The sequence below is a fragment of the Pseudomonas sp. PK-RTE-24 genome (assembly GCF_054052265.1).
This window is the reverse complement of sequence record NZ_CM133224.1, coordinates 3,264,749-3,283,981: the sequence shown is the minus strand read 5'-3', so window position 1 is coordinate 3,283,981 and position 19,233 is coordinate 3,264,749. Positions and strand designations below refer to the sequence as shown.

General features: G+C 57.7%; 16 protein-coding genes. 3 read left to right on the top strand and 13 right to left on the bottom strand.

Annotated elements, in window-relative coordinates:
• Positions 1-32 precede the first annotated feature (32 nt).
• From rfbA to gyrA, 13 genes are all read right to left on the bottom strand, one after another.
• Entirely contained in the window at positions 33-923 is an 891-nt protein-coding gene (rfbA, locus tag ACV8MC_RS14780) for a glucose-1-phosphate thymidylyltransferase RfbA (protein WP_457262410.1), read from the bottom strand.
• Positions 920-1,813, bottom strand: a complete 894-nt coding sequence (gene rfbD, locus ACV8MC_RS14775) for a dTDP-4-dehydrorhamnose reductase (protein WP_457262409.1) — start codon at positions 1,811-1,813, stop codon at positions 920-922. Before rfbD ends, rfbA begins: the two co-directional genes overlap by 4 nt.
• Positions 1,810-2,886: a dTDP-glucose 4,6-dehydratase gene (rfbB, locus tag ACV8MC_RS14770; protein ID WP_150742547.1), complete on the bottom strand. Its 1,077-nt coding sequence runs from the start codon at positions 2,884-2,886 to the stop codon at positions 1,810-1,812. The genes rfbD and rfbB overlap by 4 nt, the downstream gene beginning before the upstream one ends.
• A gap of 223 nt (positions 2,887-3,109) precedes the next feature.
• Positions 3,110-3,349, bottom strand: a complete 240-nt coding sequence (locus ACV8MC_RS14765; RefSeq protein WP_150742548.1) for a LapA family protein — start codon at positions 3,347-3,349, stop codon at positions 3,110-3,112.
• A 30-nt stretch (positions 3,350-3,379) separates the two neighbouring features.
• Positions 3,380-3,676: an integration host factor subunit beta gene (gene ihfB, locus ACV8MC_RS14760; RefSeq protein ID WP_007950920.1), complete on the bottom strand. Its 297-nt coding sequence runs from the start codon at positions 3,674-3,676 to the stop codon at positions 3,380-3,382.
• Positions 3,677-3,829: 153 nt separating this feature from the next.
• Positions 3,830-4,108 (bottom strand): hypothetical protein, encoded by a 279-nt coding sequence (locus ACV8MC_RS14755; RefSeq protein WP_236168429.1) that lies wholly within the window; start codon positions 4,106-4,108, stop codon positions 3,830-3,832.
• Positions 4,109-4,300: 192 nt separating this feature from the next.
• Positions 4,301-5,986, bottom strand: a complete 1,686-nt coding sequence (gene rpsA / locus ACV8MC_RS14750; protein ID WP_016770920.1) for a 30S ribosomal protein S1 — start codon at positions 5,984-5,986, stop codon at positions 4,301-4,303.
• A 119-nt stretch (positions 5,987-6,105) separates the two neighbouring features.
• On the bottom strand, positions 6,106-6,795 hold the full coding sequence (cmk, locus tag ACV8MC_RS14745; RefSeq protein ID WP_056788351.1) for a (d)CMP kinase: 690 nt from the start codon (positions 6,793-6,795) through the stop codon (positions 6,106-6,108).
• On the bottom strand, positions 6,792-8,999 hold the full coding sequence (locus tag ACV8MC_RS14740) for a bifunctional prephenate dehydrogenase/3-phosphoshikimate 1-carboxyvinyltransferase (protein ID WP_423664164.1): 2,208 nt from the start codon (positions 8,997-8,999) through the stop codon (positions 6,792-6,794). The genes cmk and ACV8MC_RS14740 overlap by 4 nt, the downstream gene beginning before the upstream one ends.
• Before the next feature lie 28 nt (positions 9,000-9,027).
• Positions 9,028-10,140, bottom strand: a complete 1,113-nt coding sequence (hisC, locus tag ACV8MC_RS14735) for a histidinol-phosphate transaminase (protein WP_056788348.1) — start codon at positions 10,138-10,140, stop codon at positions 9,028-9,030.
• A 13-nt stretch (positions 10,141-10,153) separates the two neighbouring features.
• The gene (pheA, locus tag ACV8MC_RS14730) at positions 10,154-11,248 is read right to left on the bottom strand and encodes a prephenate dehydratase (protein ID WP_016770924.1); all 1,095 of its coding nucleotides are present in this window, start codon (positions 11,246-11,248) and stop codon (positions 10,154-10,156) included.
• Positions 11,248-12,333, bottom strand: coding sequence for a 3-phosphoserine/phosphohydroxythreonine transaminase (gene serC / locus ACV8MC_RS14725; protein ID WP_039760041.1), 1,086 nt, complete (start codon positions 12,331-12,333; stop codon positions 11,248-11,250). The genes pheA and serC overlap by 1 nt, the downstream gene beginning before the upstream one ends.
• A 231-nt stretch (positions 12,334-12,564) precedes the next feature.
• Positions 12,565-15,219, bottom strand: coding sequence for a DNA gyrase subunit A (gene gyrA, locus ACV8MC_RS14720; protein ID WP_130910404.1), 2,655 nt, complete (start codon positions 15,217-15,219; stop codon positions 12,565-12,567).
• Between the two features lie 533 nt (positions 15,220-15,752).
• Here gyrA and ACV8MC_RS14715 point away from each other — a divergent pair.
• The 3 genes from ACV8MC_RS14715 to ACV8MC_RS14705 are packed head-to-tail and all read left to right on the top strand — an operon-like array spanning position 15,753 to position 19,227.
• Positions 15,753-17,183 (top strand): UbiA family prenyltransferase, encoded by a 1,431-nt coding sequence (locus tag ACV8MC_RS14715; protein ID WP_150637706.1) that lies wholly within the window; start codon positions 15,753-15,755, stop codon positions 17,181-17,183.
• Positions 17,180-18,490 (top strand): FAD-binding oxidoreductase, encoded by a 1,311-nt coding sequence (locus tag ACV8MC_RS14710; RefSeq protein WP_150637705.1) that lies wholly within the window; start codon positions 17,180-17,182, stop codon positions 18,488-18,490. The genes ACV8MC_RS14715 and ACV8MC_RS14710 overlap by 4 nt, the downstream gene beginning before the upstream one ends.
• Positions 18,487-19,227: an SDR family oxidoreductase gene (locus ACV8MC_RS14705; RefSeq protein ID WP_150637703.1), complete on the top strand. Its 741-nt coding sequence runs from the start codon at positions 18,487-18,489 to the stop codon at positions 19,225-19,227. The genes ACV8MC_RS14710 and ACV8MC_RS14705 overlap by 4 nt, the downstream gene beginning before the upstream one ends.
• The last annotated feature ends 6 nt before the right edge of the window (positions 19,228-19,233 follow it).

Genomic DNA, 19,233 nt, shown 5'->3' with positions numbered 1-19,233 from the left:
GCGTTGCCGCCGAAAAAGGCGAAGAACACCTTTTAATGAGAAGGTGCATCCAGCAGCTTCTGCAGATACTGACCATAGCCAGTCTTTTTCAGCGCATCAGCCTGACGGGCTAATTGCTCTGTGGAGATCCAGCCGTTGTGAAAGGCAATTTCCTCGAGGCAAGCCACCTTCAGTCCTTGGCGCTGTTCGATCGTGTGCACGAAGTGACTTGCTTCCAGTAACGAGTCATGAGTACCCGTATCGAGCCATGCAAATCCACGCCCCAGCATCTCGACGCTCAGGGTCTTGCGCTCCAGATAGGCGCGGTTTACATCAGTGATTTCCAACTCACCGCGATCCGAAGGCTTAATATTTTTGGCTATATCTACAACGTCATTGTCATAAAAATACAGGCCAGTGACTGCATAGTTAGACTTCGGCTTGAGTGGTTTTTCTTCGATACTCAAGGCGCGCCCGGAAGCGTCAAACTCTACAACGCCGAAACGCTCTGGATCGGACACGTGGTAACCGAATACGGTTGCACCTTGCTGCTGAGAACTTGCCGAACGCAGATTGTCCGAAAAGTGCTGACCGTAGAAGATATTGTCGCCCAAAATCAGGCAGCAAGGATCCTCGCCAATGAACTCCTCACCGATGATAAACGCTTGAGCGAGCCCGTCCGGGCTTGGTTGCTCGGCATACGTCAACTTGATGCCATAGAGGCTACCATCCCCCAGCAATTTGCGGAAACATGGAAGGTCTTCAGGCGTAGAGATAATCAAGATCTCGCGCATACCCGCCAGCATCAATACCGACAGCGGATAGAAAATCATCGGCTTGTCGTAGATCGGCAGCATCTGCTTGGACACACCAAGAGTCAGCGGATGCAGGCGCGTGCCCGAGCCACCGGCGAGGATGATGCCTTTACGATTTGTCGTGGTCATTTGTTCAGAACTTCCCTAAGCATTCGGGTTACACCACTTTGCCAATCCGGCAAGTGTAGAGAAAAATTGTTGCGCAGCTTCTGAGTACTCAAGCGTGAGTTCAGAGGGCGACGCGCAGGTGTTGGGTAGGCCGTTGTTTCGATCGGATTAACCGTCGTCACGGCCAACTCCTCGCCCAAACCTTTTGCGAATTCAATGACGTGCCTGGCATAGCCATGCCACGACACTTCGCCCGCAGCAACCAAGTGATAAAGGCCAGCTAACTCTGGACGCTTGGTAACCTGCTGGATAGCCAACGCCGTTACGTCTGCAATCAGATCAGCCCCGGTCGGCGCACCGATCTGATCTGCAATCACGCTCAACGTTTCGCGATCTTTGGCCAAGCGCAGCATGGTCTTGGCGAAGTTATTGCCGCGAGCACCGTATACCCAACTGGTGCGGAAGATCAGATGGTTGCAACCCGATGCGATAATCGCCTGCTCGCCGGCGAGCTTGCTGGCGCCATAATGATTCACCGGCGCGACAGGGTCTGTCTCCTGCCATGGCATGACGCCTTGGCCACTGAAAACATAATCCGTTGAGTAGTGAACAAGCCACGCGCCCAGCGATGCGGCTTCTTCCGCCATCACGCCACTCGCAAGGCCGTTTACGCGATATGCCAACTCGGTTTCCGACTCAGCTTTGTCGACCGCCGTATAGGCAGCGGCATTAACAATAACGTCGGGCTTTATCTGACGAATCGTTGCACGCAAGGATTCAAGATTCGACAGATCACCGCTGAGGCCATCAACAAGATGCCGATCAAGAGCGACCAGTTCACCTAGCGGAGCCAGGGAGCGCTGCAACTCCCAGCCCACTTGACCATTCTTACCGAGCAGAAGAATTCTCATGCTTTGTTCGAACGATCGGCGTAGTTCTGATCAATCCACTGCTGGTAGCTGCCGCTCTTCACGTGCTCTACCCACTCGGTGTTGTTCAGATACCACTCAACCGTTTTGCGGATACCGGTTTCGAAAGTCTCTTCCGGAGTCCAGCCCAGCTCACGCTGGATCTTGCTCGCGTCGATTGCATAACGCACGTCATGACCAGGGCGATCCTGAACATAAGTAATCAGGCTGGCGTGAGGACGATGGGCAGAATCAGGACGCAATTCATCAAGCAACGCACACAAGGTATGCACCACTTCGATGTTTTGTTTTTCGTTATGGCCACCGATGTTGTAGGTCTCTCCGATTACGCCCTCGGTGACGACTTTGTACAGCGCGCGTGCGTGATCTTCGACGTACAGCCAATCACGAACCTGATTGCCTTTGCCGTACACCGGCAGTGGCTTGCCTTCCAGCGCGTTGAGAATGATCAGCGGGATCAACTTTTCAGGGAAGTGGCATGGGCCGTAGTTGTTCGAGCAGTTGGTAACCAGTGTCGGCAGGCCATAAGTGCGGGCCCAGGCACGAACCAAGTGGTCGGAGCTTGCCTTGCTGGCCGAGTAAGGCGAGCTTGGCTGGTAAGGCGTGGTTTCGGTGAACAGGTCTTCCGGACCTTCCAGGTCTCCGTAAACTTCGTCAGTCGAAATATGGTGGAAGCGGAAGTTGGCTTTGCGCGTGTCTTCCAGCGCAGCCCAGTAGTGGCGCGCAGCTTCGAGCAAGGTGTAGGTCCCGATGATATTGGTCTGAATGAACTCGGACGGGCCGGAGATCGAGCGGTCAACGTGAGATTCTGCGGCCAGGTGCATGACTGCATCGGGTTGGTGTTCACGCAGGACACGGTCGATCTGGTCACGATCGCAGATATCGACGCGCTCGAAGGCGTAACGCGAATTCTGGCTGACCTCTGCCAGGGACTCCAGATTGCCGGCGTATGTCAGCTTATCGACGTTAACCACCGTATCGGAAGTGTTGGAGATGATGTGACGGATGACTGCCGAGCCGATAAAGCCGGCACCGCCGGTAACTAGAATTTTCACGCGAAACGATACCCTTGAGCTGCGGACAGCGCTGCCAGCGAGCGCGGTCTAATCCATGAATGCAGAGGCCACTTTCAATTGGCATCCGTCAGAGTCAGTCTGAATCGACATGCATTAAGGCACGATCGAACAAGGGACGCATTTTACAGCTTAATGATGGTTTTACTAATGGATAAAGACAGGCTGAGGCGCAATTTCGACAGATGCCGTGCGCCTGTCGCTTTCAGACCAGCCCCTTGCGTGCGGCTCTGGACGCGCGGCCCAGAAACCAGCCCAATACCGGACCGATGAGCATACCGACCAGCAATGCCAAAACCGCGACAACCGACACCGGCAGCTGCGGGCCTGAAAAGCCGAAAAACAAAAGCGAGACTGACTGTTGGTTTTCAAGCACAAACGCCAGAACCACCAGAACCATCAGCAGAAGAAAAACGCCAAGCAGTATGCGTTTCAGATTACGCATTCACGCGCCCTCGAATTTGAATAGCGAAAATCAAGCGCCCTCCTCCTCTTCTTCGTTCACGCGGTCACGCAACTCCTTGCCCGGCTTGAAATGCGGAACGAATTTACCGTCCAGACTTACCGACTGGCCGGTTTTGGGATTGCGACCGACGCGCGGTGCGCGATAGTGCAGGGAGAAGCTGCCAAATCCACGGATCTCGATACGATCACCGGTGGCGAGGCACTGAGACATTTGTTCAAGCATGGTCTTGATGGCCAGCTCCACATCCTTGGATGAGAGTAGCCCTTGATGGGTGACAATTCGTTCGATCAACTCCGACTTCGTCATATTTTTCCCTTCTTTTTCAAGCAGCTAGATCAGCGCTTGAAAGGTTTTAGCATGCCCGGAAGAATTTGAACAGCCCAGGGATTGACATATCTTTCCCGGGGTCAAAACGCCCATTTTCAGGGCACTCCAGTGGCGAGTCGGATCGCTGCTCACCTAACGACACATCACCAGCATGGTCCGGGTTACAAAGCCTGCGGGATTGAAGCCAAACGGGTATTCATCTTCATCTTTCGCATCATCAGAGCGGGTGATGACCTTGTAGCCCTTACCTTTGCACTCCTTCGCTGCACGCTTCTGGCACCTTTCCCAACCGGAACCCAACCCTGAGCAATCGACCTCGATACCACTGACGCCGCGCACCGCATGGGTTTTCGCGCTGGTGGTGCAACCTGCCAGCGCCAAGACCACCGCAACAACAAATAACTTGTTCATCCACTTCCTTATGCCAGGCAAGCCTGACGACTAATACTCAAGATCAAGCTTAGTCGCGAATAGGCGATTGATCCGATTAAAGAAACAGACCCGCAGGGGAAGCCAATGGTTTCATGCACGCACGTACAAAGACCAAATTGCAGGCACAAAAAAGGGCGACCGAAGTCGCCCTTTTTAATGATCAAGCAGAACTCAGTTCTGTTTGGCCATTGCTTGACGCAGCAGTGCCGCCATAGTGGTGTCAGCTGCTTCGCCTTCCGGAGCTGCTTTCAGGCTCTGGATGGCTTCTTTCTCTTCAGCGTCGTCTTTCGACTTGATCGAGAGCTGGATTACGCGGCTCTTGCGATCAACGCTGATGATCTTGGCTTCAACTTCCTGGCCTTCTTTCAGAACGTTGCGCGCGTCTTCAACGCGGTCACGGCTGATTTCGGAGGCTTTCAGGGTAGCTTCGATGTCGTCGGCCAGAACGATGATGGCGCCTTTGGCGTCAACTTCTTTCACGGTACCGGTCACGATAGCGCCCTTGTCGTTAACCGAGACGTACTCGGAGAACGGATCGCTTTCCAGTTGCTTGATGCCCAGGGAGATGCGCTCGCGCTCTGGGTCAACCGACAGGATGACGGTGTCCAGCTCGTCGCCCTTCTTGAAACGACGTACGGCTTCTTCGCCCACTTCGTTCCAGGAGATGTCGGACAGGTGAACCAGACCGTCGATGCCGCCGTCCAGACCAATGAAGATACCGAAATCGGTGATCGACTTGATGGTGCCGGAGATCTTGTCGCCCTTGTTGAACTGGCCAGAGAAGTCTTCCCATGGGTTCGACTTGCACTGCTTGATGCCCAAGGAGATACGACGACGCTCTTCGTCGATGTCCAGAACCATGACTTCCACTTCGTCGCCGACTTGTACGACTTTCGAAGGGTGGATGTTCTTGTTGGTCCAGTCCATTTCCGAAACGTGCACCAGACCTTCAACGCCTTCTTCCAGCTCAGCGAAGCAGCCGTAGTCGGTCAGGTTGGTAACACGAGCAGTTACGCGAGTGCCTTCTGGGTAACGGGCTTTGATAGCAACCCATGGATCTTCGCCCAGTTGCTTCAGGCCCAGGGAAACACGGTTGCGTTCGCGATCGTATTTCAGAACCTTGACGTCAATCTCGTCACCAACATTGACGATCTCGGAAGGATGCTTGATGCGCTTCCAGGCCATGTCGGTGATGTGCAGCAGGCCGTCCACGCCACCCAGATCGACGAATGCGCCGTAATCGGTGAGGTTTTTGACGATACCTTTGACTTGCTGGCCTTCCTGCAGGGATTCCAGCAGAGCTTCACGCTCGGCGGAGTTCTCGGCTTCGAGGACGCTGCGACGGGAAACGACAACGTTGTTGCGCTTCTGGTCCAGCTTGATGACCTTGAATTCCAGCTCTTTGCCTTCCAGGTGCGTGGTGTCGCGCACTGGACGGACGTCAACCAGGGAACCTGGCAGGAACGCACGGATGCCGTTAACGTCGACAGTGAAGCCGCCTTTAACCTTACCGTTGATAACGCCCTTGACCACTTCCTCGGCTGCGAAGGCTGCTTCCAGAACGATCCAGCATTCAGCGCGCTTGGCTTTTTCACGGGACAGCTTGGTTTCGCCAAAGCCGTCTTCAACCGAATCCAGAGCAACGTGAACTTCATCACCAACGTTGATGTTCAGTTCGCCAGCATCGTTGTAGAACTGCTCAAGCGGGATGAGTGCTTCAGACTTCAGACCAGCGTGAACGGTTACCCAGCGAGCCTGGTAATCGATATCAACGATAACACCGGTGATGATGGAGCCTGCCTGAAGGTTCAGGGTTTTCAGGCTTTCTTCAAAGAGTTCCGCAAAGCTTTCGCTCATTTTAATTCCTGTAGATGAGGGCGAAGTAAACGCCCATCTCCACACCCCAGACGGTGTGGGTTAGTTTCATTTAAAAGAAGCACCGCAGGACTATGACTGGTCCCCTGCGACCTTCTTGGTCACCCGGCGATATCGCGAATGGCGATCTCGCTCATGATGCGTTCAAGCACCTGATCGATGGAAAGCTCCGTTGAATCCAGCTGAATCGCGTCGGCCGCCGGCTTGAGCGGGGCTACTGCGCGCTGGGTGTCACGCTCATCGCGTGCACGGATCTCATCTAGCAGACTCGACAGACTAACACCCTCGACTTTGCCCTTCAACTGCAAATATCGACGGCGCGCCCGCTCCTCGGCACTGGCGGTGAGGAAAATCTTCAGCGGTGCACCCGGAAATACCACCGTGCCCATGTCGCGACCGTCCGCCACCAGACCCGGCGCTTCCTGAAACGCACGCTGGCGCTGCAGCAGCGCCTCGCGTACGGCGGGCAGCGCAGCCACTTGCGAGGCCCCGGAACCGACGCTTTCGGTGCGAATGACATCGCTGACTTCGTCGCCTTCGAGAATGATCCGCTGCAGCTGACCTTCTGTCGCGGCGATGAACTGCACATCCAGATGAGCGGCCAATGTCTTCAGCAGCTCTTCATTGGTCAGGTCGACGCCATGGTTATGCGCAGCAAACGCGAGCAAGCGATAAAGCGCACCGGAATCCAGCAGGTTCCAGCCCAGACGCTTGGCCAGAATCCCGGCGACCGTGCCTTTGCCGGAGCCGCTTGGCCCATCGATGGTGATGACCGGTGCAATGTTTTTCACGACTGAGCCTCTTGTGCCACACGAATGCCGACTTGCCCGCACAGCGCGAGGAAGTTGGGGAACGAGGTCGCGACGTTGGCGCAATCATGGATGCGGATCGGTGCGGTAGCGCGCAACGAGGCAACGCTGAAGGCCATGGCGATACGGTGGTCGCCGTGACCGTGCACTTCACCGCCGCCGATCTGGCCGCCGTCGATGATGATGCCGTCCGGGGTCGGTTCGCACTTGACGCCCAGCGCCAGCAAGCCGTCCGCCATGACCTGAATCCGGTCGGATTCCTTGACTCGCAGCTCTTCGGCGCCGGTCAGCACGGTCCGCCCTTCGGCGCATGCAGCAGCGATGAACAGGACCGGGAATTCGTCGATGGCCAGCGGCACCAGTTCCTCCGGAATCTCGATACCTTTGAGTTTAGCTGCCCGCACGCGCAAGTCAGCCACTGGCTCGCCGCCCACTTCACGCTGGTTTTCCAGAGTGATATCGGCACCCATCAGACGCAGGATATCGATCACACCAGTACGGGTCGGGTTGATGCCGACGTGCTCGAGCACCAGCTCGGAGCCCTCGGCGATTGAGGCTGCGACCAGGAAGAACGCCGACGACGAGATATCGCCCGGCACTTCGATGTGAGTCGCGGTGAGCTTGCCGCCGGACTCGACCGAAGCCGTGGCGCCGTCGACGCTGACCGGGTAGCCGAAGCCACGCAGCATGCGTTCGGTGTGATCGCGGGTCGGTGCTGGCTCGGTCACCGTGGTCTTGCCTTCAGCATAGAGACCGGCAAGCAGCAGGCAGGATTTCACCTGAGCACTGGCCATCGGCATGGTGTAGGTCAGGCCCTTGAGCTTATGGCCACCGCGAATGGTCATCGGTGGACGACCTTCGGCAGCGGTTTCGATCACGGCGCCCATTTCTCGCAAAGGATTAGCCACGCGATTCATCGGACGCTTGGACAGCGAAGCGTCGCCGGTCAAGGTGCTGTCGAAGTTCTGCGCCGCCAGCAGGCCAGAGAGCAGACGCATCGAGGTGCCAGAGTTGCCCAGATAGATTGGGCCCGGCGCAGGTTTCAGGCCGTGCAGGCCGACACCGTGGATGGTAACGCGGCCGTGGTGCGGGCCTTCGATGACCACGCCCATGTCGCGAAACGCCTGCAAGGTCGCCAGGGCGTCTTCGCCCTCAAGGAAGCCTTCGACTTCGGTGACGCCTTCGGCCAGCGAGCCGAGCATGATCGAACGGTGGGAAATCGATTTGTCGCCCGGTACGCGAATCCGACCGGACAGGCGGCCACCAGGTTGAGCCAGGAAGATCAGATCGTTGGAATTCATAGCGTCCACATAGGCCCTGCGGGCCAGGATTTTACTGAAATGCTCGCGGGCAACCCGGGCGCGCGTGAAAACGCCCAACAATTGGTGCCCATCCCCTGCATCGACCGCGTCGCGCAAGGCGTCGAGGTCGCTGCGAAATGTATCGAGTGTGCGCAGGACAGCCTCGCGGTTGGCGAGGAAGATGTCGTGCCACATCACCGGGTCGCTTCCGGCGATTCTTGTGAAATCGCGAAAACCACCGGCAGCGTAACGGAAGATCTCCAGATTTTCATTGCGCTTGGCCAACGAATCGACCAAACCGAAAGCCAGCAGATGCGGCAGATGACTGGTCGCGGCCAGCACTTCGTCGTGACGCTCGACCTGCATGTGCTCGACATCGGCGCCCAGTTCGCGCCAGAGACGATCGACCAGCGCCAGCGCGGCAGGATCGGTCTGCTCGAGCGGCGTCAGGATCACCTTGTGCCGGCGGAACAGCTCGGCATTCGAGGCTTCCACCCCGCTCTGCTCGGAACCGGCAATCGGGTGCCCGGGGACGAAGCGCGCCGGCATGCCGCCGAACGCCTCGGTCGCCGCGCGCACCACGTTGCCTTTGGCGCTGCCGACATCCGTAAGAATCGCCTGCCCCAGATCCATGACAGCCAGACGCGCGAGCAGCTTTTCCATGGCCAGAATCGGCACCGCCAGCTGAATCACATCGGCACCGACGCAAGCCGCCGCCAAATCGTCTTCGCAGCGATCAACCACACCCAATTCGACCGCGAGCTTGCGCGATTGCGGGTCGAGATCAACACCAACCACCTCACGGCACAGGCCGCTTTCACGCAGACCCTTGGCAAACGAACCACCGATCAACCCCAGACCGACCACCACAAGGCGACCGATCATAGGTGCAGCAGGTTGCAGCGCAGTGACATCAACCACGAGCCAGAACCTTGCGCAGCGCCTCGAGGAAACGGCTGTTTTCGGCCGGCAGACCGATGGTCACCCGCAGGTGGTTCGGCATGCCGTAATTGGCCACCGGACGCACGATCACGCCTTCGCGCAGCAAGCCCTGGAAAATCGGCGCCGCGACCTGGCCGAGATCGACACAGATGAAGTTGCCTTTGGACTCGATCCAGCTCAGTCCCAGCTCACGGAAACCCGCCTGCAACTGCTGCATGCCGGCTTCGTTGAGCTGACGGCTTTGCGCCAGATATTCCTCGTCCTTCAGCGCCGCACACGCCGCCGCCAACGCGAGGCTGTTGACATTGAACGGCTGGCGAACGCGGTTCAGCACGTCTGCCACCACAGGCGTCGACAAGCCATAACCGACGCGCAGCGCGGCCAGACCATAGGCCTTGGAGAAGGTGCGCGACACCAGCAGGTTCGGGTACGCCGCGAGGAAGTCGAGACCGTCCGGCAAATCACTGCCTTCGGCGTACTCGATGTAAGCCTCGTCGAGGACTACCAGCACATGCTCGGGAACGTCCTGCAGGAATTCGTCCAGCGCTTCGGCGCCGAACCAGGTGCCGGTCGGGTTGTTCGGGTTGGCGATGAACACCACGCGAGTGTTGGCATCGATGGCCGCAAGCATCGCCGGCAGGTCATGGCCCCAGTCTTTGGCTGGAACGACTTTGGCCTGCGCACCGACAGCTTGGGTAGCGATCGGATACACCGCGAAGGCGTGCTCACTGAACACCGCATTCAGGCCCGGCGCTAGATAGGCACGCGCAACCAGCTCAAGAATGTCGTTGGAGCCATTGCCCAGCGTGACCTGATTCAGCTCGACGCGGCACTGTTCGGCGAGCAGCGACTTCAGGGCGAAACCATTACCGTCCGGGTAGCGGGTCAGCTCGGCCAGCTCTTCGCGGATCGCCGCCAATGCCTTCGGGCTGGCGCCCAATGGGTTTTCGTTGCTCGCCAGTTTGACGATTTTTGCCGGATCCAGATCCAGCTCGCGCGCCAGTTCGTCCACAGGCTTGCCCGGAACGTACGGCGAAAGTTGTTGCACGCCCGGCTGTGCCAGAGCGAGGAAGTTGCCACTCATTTGCTACCGCCCCTTAGAGAACTGCTTTCGGGTAGGAACCCAGCACTTTGAGTGCTACTGCTTCCTGACTGATCTTTTCCAGCACACCTTTGATCAACGGATCACGGTGGTGGCCGACGAAGTCGATGAAGAACACGTAGGTCCATTTGCCGCTGCGCGACGGACGGGTCTCGATCCGGGTCAGGTCGATCCCGTTGTCATGGAACGGCACCAGCAGCTCGTGGAGCGCGCCGGGCTTGTTGCTCATCGACACGATGATCGAGGTCTTGTCGTCGCCGGTAGGCGGCACTTCCTGGTTACCGATCATCAGGAAGCGCGTCGAGTTGTCAGGGCGATCTTCGATCTTCTCGGCCAGACGGGTCAGGCCATACAGACCGGCCGCCATGTCGCCGGCAATCGCCGCCGAGTTCCACTCGCCCTTGACCCGTTTGGCAGCCTCGGCGTTGCTCGACACCGCGACGCGTTCGACATTCGGGTAATGCGCGTCCAGCCACTTGCGGCACTGAGCCAGCGACTGCGCGTGGGAGTAGATGCGGCTGATACTGTCGGTCTTGGTATTTTCGCCGACCAGCAGATGATGGTGGATGCGCAACTCGACTTCGCCACAGATCACCATGTCGTGCTCGAGGAAGCTGTCCAGCGTGTGATTGACCGCGCCTTCGGTGGAGTTTTCCACCGGCACCACGCCGAAATTCACCGCACCGGCGGCGACTTCACGGAACACTTCGTCGATCGCCGCCATCGGCTTGCTGATCACCGCGTGGCCGAAGTGTTTCATCGCTGCCGCTTGGGTGAAAGTGCCCTCAGGACCGAGGTAAGCCACTTTCAGTGGCTGCTCCAGCGCCAGGCACGACGACATGATTTCGCGGAACAACCGCGCCATCTCTTCGTTGCCCAGTGGCCCCTGGTTGCGCTCCATCACGCGCTTGAGCACCTGAGCTTCGCGCTCGGGACGATAGAACACCGGCACTTCGCCTTCGGCCAGCGAGGCCATCTTCACGCGGGCGACTTCCTGGGCGCAACGCGCACGCTCACTGATCAGCTCGAGGACTTTGGTGTCCAGAGCGTCGATGCGAACGCGCAGTGCCTTGAGTTCTTGCTCGGACATCAGCCGTGTTCCTTCTCGAATTCCGCCATGTACGCCACCAGCGCGTTGACCGCGGTGATGTCGACGGCGTTGTAGATGGAGGCGCGCATGCCGCCCACCGAGCGGTGGCCCTTGAGATTGAGCAGGCCGCGCTCGTCGGCACCGGCGAGGAACGGCTTGTCCAGACGATCATCAGCCAGACGGAACGGTACGTTCATCCACGAGCGATCCGACTTGTTGATCGGGTTGCTGTAGAGACCGCTGGCGTCGATGAAGTCGTACAGAGTGCGCTGCTTGACGTCGTTGAGCCTGGCGATCGCTTCGACGCCGCCCTGCTCTTTCAGCCACTGGAATACCAGGCCGGACAAGTACCAGGCTAGGGTCGGCGGGGTGTTGTACATCGAGCCGTTATCGGCCGCGACCTTGTAGTTGAGCATAGTCGGGCACAGCGAGCGGGCCTTGCCGAGCAAGTCTTCGCGAATGATGTTGACGACGATGCCGCTCGGGCCGATGTTCTTCTGCGCGCCGGCGTAGATCATGCCGAATCGCGAAATATCGACCGGGCGCGAGAGGATGTCGGAAGACATGTCGGCGACCAGCGGCACGTCACCGGTTTGCGGGATCCACTGGAATTCCAGGCCGCCGATGGTTTCGTTCGGCGCGTAGTGAACGTAAGCGGCGTCTTTCGACAGGTTCCACTCGTTCTGGCCGGGGATGGCGAAATAGTCGTAAGGCTTGGCAGTGGCAGCAACGTTGACGTGGCCATAGCGCGAGGCTTCTTCGATGGCTTTCTGCGACCAGATACCGGTGTCGATGTAGTCGGCCGAGCCGCCTTCAGGCAACAGGTTCAGCGGGATCTGCGCGAACTGCTGGCTGGCGCCGCCCTGCAGAAACAGCACTTTGTAGTTCGACGGGATATTCAGCAGGTCACGCAGATCCTGCTCGGCCTGGGTGGCAATGGACACGAACTCATCGCTGCGATGGCTCATTTCCATGACCGACAGACCCTTGCCGTGCCAATCAAGGAGTTCACCCTGGGCGCGCTGCAGGACAGCTTCAGGCAGCGCCGCCGGACCGGCGCAGAAGTTATAGGCTCGCTTGCTCACATCCAATCTCGCTCTGATTTGGTGGTATCACGCAATAAATCACACTACCGATCAACATGGCCCTGTGGGAGCGAGCCTGCTCGCGAATGCATCACCGCGGTGCTTCAGAGGTACCGCAGCGCCTGCTTTCGCGAGCAGGCTCGCTCCCACAGGGGATCTCCATGATGTCGAAAATTCATACCGGACAAATAACAAGGGGGCGAATTCTCATCCGCCCCCTCGTTTGTCCGCTTATTCCTGCGGTTCTTCGTCTGCTGCGGCGTCGAGTTGCTGGTCGTCTGCGGCCTCGTCGATACCGACGGTGCCTGCGATTTCCTCGCCCTCTTCTCCTTCGAGCTCTTCGCCTTCGATTTCCGAAGGCTCCTGAACCCGCTCCAGCCCGACCAGGGTTTCATCCTTGGCCAGCTTGATCAGCGTCACGCCCTGAGTGTTACGACCCAGGCTCGACACTTCGTCGACACGGGTACGCACCAGGGTGCCCTGATCGGAGATCAGCATGATTTCTTCGCCGTCGAGCACCTGAACTGCGCCGACCAGACGGCCGTTACGCTCGTTGCTGACCATGGCGATCACGCCTTGGCCGCCACGCTTGTACTCAGGGAACTCGGTGATCGCGGTGCGCTTGCCATAACCACGCTCGGACGCGGTGAGGATCTGGCTGCCTTCTTCCGGGATCAGCATGGAAATCAGCTTCTGCCCTTCCGGCAGACGCATGCCGCGTACGCCGCGAGCGGTACGGCCCATGGCACGCACGTCGGACTCTTTGAAACGGGTGACCTTGCCGCCGTCGGAGAACAGCATCACTTCGCGCTCGCCATCGGTGATGGCCGCAGAGATCAGCACGTCGCCTTCGTCCAGCTCCAGCGCGATCAGACCGACGCTGCGCTGACGGCTGAAGGATTCCAGCGGGGTCTTCTTCACGGTGCCGTTGGCGGTGGCCATGAAGATGTAGTGACCTTCGGTGTATTCCTCGACCGGCAGCATGGTGGTGATGTATTCACCATCATCCAGCGGCAGCAGGTTGACGAGCGGACGACCACGGGCCGCGCGGGATGCTTCCGGAATCTCGTAGGTCTTGAGCCAGTACACCTTGCCCTTGCTGGAGAACAGCAGCAGCGTGGTGTGGCTGTTGGCAACCAGCAGGTGAGCGATGTAGTCCTCGTCCTTGACGCCGGTGGCCGACTTGCCTTTGCCGCCACGACGCTGAGCCTGGTACGCAGCCAGCGGCTGGGTCTTGGCGTAGCCACCGTGAGAGATGGTCACGACGCGCTCTTCTTCCGGGATCATGTCACCCAGGGTCAGGTCGAGACGGGCATCGAGAATTTCGGTGCGGCGCACATCGCCGTATTCGGCGCGGATCACTTCCAGTTCTTCGCGGATCACTTCCATCAGGCGCACAGCGCTGTTGAGGATGCGGATCAGCTCGCCGATCTGGTTGAGGATCTCCTGGTACTCGGCCAGCAGCTTCTCGTGCTCCAGACCGGTCAGACGGTGCAGGCGCAGTTCGAGGATCGCTTGCGCCTGTTCTGGCGAGAGGAAGTACTTGCCTTCGCGCAGGCCGTATTGCGGATCGAGATTTTCCGGACGGCACGAATCGGCACCGGCGCGTTCAACCATCGCCACCACGGCGGAAGATTCCCAAGGCGTGCTGATCAGCGCTTCCTTGGCTTCCGACGGCGTTGGCGAAGCCTTGATCAGGGCGATCACCGGGTCGATGTTCGACAGCGCAACGGCCTGGCCTTCGAGAATGTGCCCGCGCTCGCGCGCCTTGCGCAGTTCGAACACGGTACGACGGGTAACCACTTCGCGACGGTGACGGACGAAGGCTTCCAGCAGATCCTTGAGGTTGAGGATGCGTGGGCGGCCGTCGATCAGCGCGACGATGTTGATGCCGAATACCGATTGCAGCTGGGTCTGGGCGTAGAGGTTGTTGAGGATCACCTCCGGCACTTCGCCGCGACGCAGTTCGATCACGACACGCATACCGTCCTTGTCGGACTCGTCGCGCAGCTCGGTGATGCCCTCGAGCTTCTTCTCTTTGACCAGCTCGGCGATCTTCTCGATAAGACGCGCCTTGTTCAGCTGGTAAGGCAGCTCGGTGATGACGATCTGCTGACGGCCACCGACCTTGTCGATGTCTTCGATGATCGAGCGGGCACGCATGTAAATGCGCCCGCGACCGGTGCGGTAGGCTTCGATGATGCCGGCACGACCGTTGATGATCGCGGCCGTCGGGAAGTCCGGACCGGGAATGTATTGCATCAGCTCATCGACGGTCAGCTCAGGGTTGTCGATGAGGGCCAGGCAACCGTCGATGACTTCACCGAGGTTATGCGGCGGAATGTTGGTCGCCATGCCCACAGCGATACCGCTGGAACCGTTGACCAGCAGGTTCGGTACACGGGTCGGCATGACCGCCGGGATCAGTTCGGTGCCGTCGTAGTTCGGCACCCAGTCCACGGTTTCCTTGTGCAGGTCAGCCAGCAGCTCGTGCGCCAGCTTGGTCATGCGCACTTCGGTGTATCGCATGGCCGCAGCGTTGTCGCCGTCGACCGAACCGAAGTTGCCCTGGCCGTCGACCAGCAGGTAGCGCAGGGAGAAAGGCTGGGCCATACGAACGATGGTGTCGTATACGGCAGTGTCACCGTGCGGGTGATACTTACCGATCACGTCGCCGACGACACGGGCAGATTTCTTGTACGGCTTGTTGTAGTCGTTGCCCAGCTCGCTCATCGCGAACAGTACGCGACGGTGCACGGGCTTGAGGCCATCGCGCGCATCCGGCAGTGCACGGCCGACGATCACGCTCATTGCGTAGTCGAGGTAGGACTGTTTCAGCTCGTCTTCGATATTGACCGGGAGGATTTCTTTGGCCAGTTCGCCCATGAGAAGCTTGATTCCTTTTTCTGGTGAAACTTCGTCATATCCATGTGGGAGCAACGAAGCTCGTCGGGGCGGGCCGAGTGCCATGCGCCGACTTACGACAAATCAACATTGGATCGCGGATTTGCGCAGTAAAGACAGCTCCCTGGAGCCGCCTCGGAAAACGCCGGATGTTATCACAAAGGCCGCCACGCACCTATCCCTCCAGAGCCTGCCGAAACCATTAATCTGACACAAAATCGCCTCAGAACGCCTTCTGCGCCGTTTTCAGTGATCCAAAGACATTTTTTACCTCTCGAAAAACGCCCGTCCGCTCCGTTTTCAGCGCCGAGATGACTTCAGATAAGCAAAAATGAATTTTGAGTGGCTCTTGTAGCGCCATAAAAAGTGTGACGGTGAAGTCTTTTTTTGCTCAAATGCGCAGCTCGATTATACGCATCGCAATAAGTGTCTGACTGAAATGCTCTAGCGAGCCCAATCGGCCGACTCGCCATATGGCAAAGAAGCGTAGTTTTATTTCTTAGGGATAAGCTTTCGTGACATCCAATGCCCCCCCGCTCGTCGTAGACCTAGACGGCACTCTCCTTCGTTCGGACCTCTTGCTTGAGACAGGCATTGCTTTTCTAAGAAGCAACCCTCTCCAACTGTTGAAACCATTCATCTGGTTATTGAAAGGCAAAGCCTCGCTCAAGGAAGGCCTTGCCAAGGACAGCCACGTTGACGTTACGGTATTGCCGTATGACCCTGCCGTAATAACGCTGATCGAACAGGCGCGCGCGAGCGGTCGCAGCATCGTTTTGGCGACTGCAAGTCATATCAGCCTGGCGAACAGAGTCGCCGACCACTTGCAAATTTTCGATAAGGTAGTGGCGACCAATGGCAGTCTTAATCTCTCGTCACATCTCAAACGTGACGTGCTGGTTGAGCAGTATGGAAATGAAGGATTCGATTACATCGGCAACTCTCTGGATGACATCGTCGTCTGGGCCAGCGCGCGTAAAGCTTATGTCGTCAATCCGGAGCGCGGCGTCGAGAAACGCGCAGCGGCTCAGGGGAATGTTGAGGAAATCATTCGCTCCAACACCACCAGACCCAAGGACTGGATAAAAGCCCTGCGCCTTCACCAGTGGATGAAGAACATACTTATCTTCGTGCCGCTGCTGACTGCGCACCTACTGACCAACATTCCGTTCGTCCTGCAAGGTCTACTGGCCTTCCTGTTCTTCGGCCTTTGCGCATCCAGCGTCTATCTGCTGAACGACCTCCTGGATCTCAATGATGACCGCCATCATAAATCCAAACGGAACCGGCCCTTTGCATCCGGAAAATTGAGCATACGCGTAGGACTGCTGGCCTTTCCTTCGTTATTGGGAATCGCCTTCATCGGCTCTGCGGTCCTTTTGCCCTGGGAGTTCACAGCAACCCTGATCGGATACTACATATTGACGCTGGCCTACTCGCTTTCCATGAAGCGCAAAATGGTCGTGGATGTCATTTCGCTCGCATTGCTTTACACCATTCGGATCATTGCGGGTGCCTGCGCATTGAACCTGGAGCTCACATTCTGGATTCTTGCGTTCTCGATGTTCATGTTCCTGAGCCTGGCATTGGTCAAACGCTATGCCGAACTGCGTGAAGCCAAGCACAGTGGCCGCACGGAAAAAACCCGAGGCCGAGGGTATTATCCTGACGACCTTGAAATGATTTCCTCTCTGGGAGCCGCTTCCGGCTATCTGGCTGTAATGGTATTGGCAATGTACATTCACGACCCCGCCACCACTCGCCTGTATTCACACCCGCAGATCATCTGGCTTGCCTGCCCGATTCTATTGTTCTGGATTTCCCGGATATGGATGCTGACGCATCGTGGAAAAATGCATGATGACCCTGTCATGTTCGCCGTGTCTGACCGCACCAGCATCGTTGCGGGCCTCTTGATGGGCCTGGTGTTCTGGGTGGCCGCGTGAATACCGACCTCTTATCCTGGGGGCGATACCCCCGCCTGCCTCAATCGGGACATAGCGCCAACTGGCGAATGGATCTGCCCGCACTGATAGAAAGTGTCAGCCGCACCCACGGCAGCACACTCCCGTTCGGCAACGGACGCAGCTATGGAGACAGCTGCCTGGCCGCCAGTGGCCATGTGCTGAATATTCGTGCACTTGATCGCTTCATTGAGGTGGACTGGCAAAACGGCAGGATCACGGCTGAAGCCGGCGTAACACTCGCGCAAATCCTTGAGATATCCATCCCTAACGGCTGGTTCCTCGCGGTGACGCCCGGCACGCAATTCGTGACACTGGGAGGCGCGATAGCCAACGACGTGCATGGCAAGAATCACCACGTACGCGGCACCTTTGGCAATCACGTCACGGAGTTTGGCCTGCTGCATAAAAACGAAACGCTCATCTGCAGCCCGACACAAAACCAAGCACTGTTTCGTGCCACGATTGGCGGCCTGGGCCTCACCGGGGTAGTGAGCTGGGCGCAGATACAGCTGATTCCAATCCAGTCGAGTCAGATCGACAGCACCCTTGTACGTTTCAACAATCTTAGTGAGTTCTTCGAGCTTTCCAGTCAGTTGGACCACCAGCATGAATACAGCGTTGCCTGGATCGACTGCCTCGCCAAGGGAGAGCAACTTGGACGAGGTATTTTCATCGTCGGCGACCATGCGCCTTATGGCTCATTGACCCTGAACAAGCGGAACAAACTGACGGTCCCGCTGACGCCACCGGTTTCCCTTATCAATAATCTGTCTTTGCGCGGTTTCAACGAAGCTTACTGGCGCAAGAGCCCGGTCAAGCGAACCCGCATTCGTAGCGAGTATGAGCCCTTCTTCTATCCGCTCGACAGAGTGCTGCACTGGAACCGAATTTACGGCAACGCCGGGTTTCAGCAATTTCAATGCGTCATTCCCGACGCCAACGCTCAAATCGCCATGGCTCAGCTACTCAAGACCATTGCGGACTCCGGTAACGGTTCTTTTCTGGCTGTGCTCAAACGCTGCGGCGAATGCAATTCACCCGGTCTCCTCTCTTTTCCGTTACCTGGCGCCTCTCTTGCGCTGGATTTCCCGCAATCAGCAAGCCTGGAAAAGCTCTTCGCACGTCTGGACGTCATTGTCAGAGAGGCCGGAGGCCGGATCTATCCAGCCAAGGATGCACATATGAGCGGTAGCGATTTCCGCACCGCTTACCCTGAGTGGGAGCAGGTTGAAGCCTTGCGTGACCCGTCTATGAATTCCCGCTTTTGGAAAAGGGTAACTGAATGAAACGAGTTTTGATCATTGGCGCAACCTCAGCGATCGCTACGGCATGCGCACGCCGCTGGGCCGCGGAAGGTAGTGAGTTTTTTCTGGTCGGCAGAAACCTTGAAAAACTTCAACAAACCGCCGCCGACCTTGAGAGCCGAGGGGCCAAAGCGACGGCTTTGCACACCATGGACGCTACTGACACAGGTACCCATGCCGCGATGCTTGAACACTGCATTGACGCCATGCGCCAGATCGATGTTGCCTTGATCGCACACGGCACCCTCCCCGATCAGCAGCAATGCGAGCAAGACCCTGCAGTAGCGCTCCATGAGTTCATCAATAACGGAACATCCGTCATTGCATTACTGACATTGCTGTCGAACCAGTTTGAAACGCAGCGCTGCGGTACTCTCGCGGTGATTTCTTCAGTAGCCGGTGATCGCGGCCGCCCCTCCAATTATCTGTATGGCGCTGCCAAGGCTGCCGTCTCGACATTCTGCGAAGGATTGCGCGCCCGCATGTTCAAAGTCGGTGTTCACGTGATCACCATCAAACCCGGCTTCGTCGATACGCCAATGACACAAGGCTTAAAACTGCCGAAGGCACTGGTAGCCCAACCTGACCAAGTTGCAAAGAGAATTGCAGACGGCATAGATCGGAAAAAAGATGTGCTTTATGCACCTGGTTTCTGGGCGCTGATCATGCTGATCATTCGCTCGATTCCAAGTTTTGTGTTCAAAAGAATAAATCTCTGAATTCAG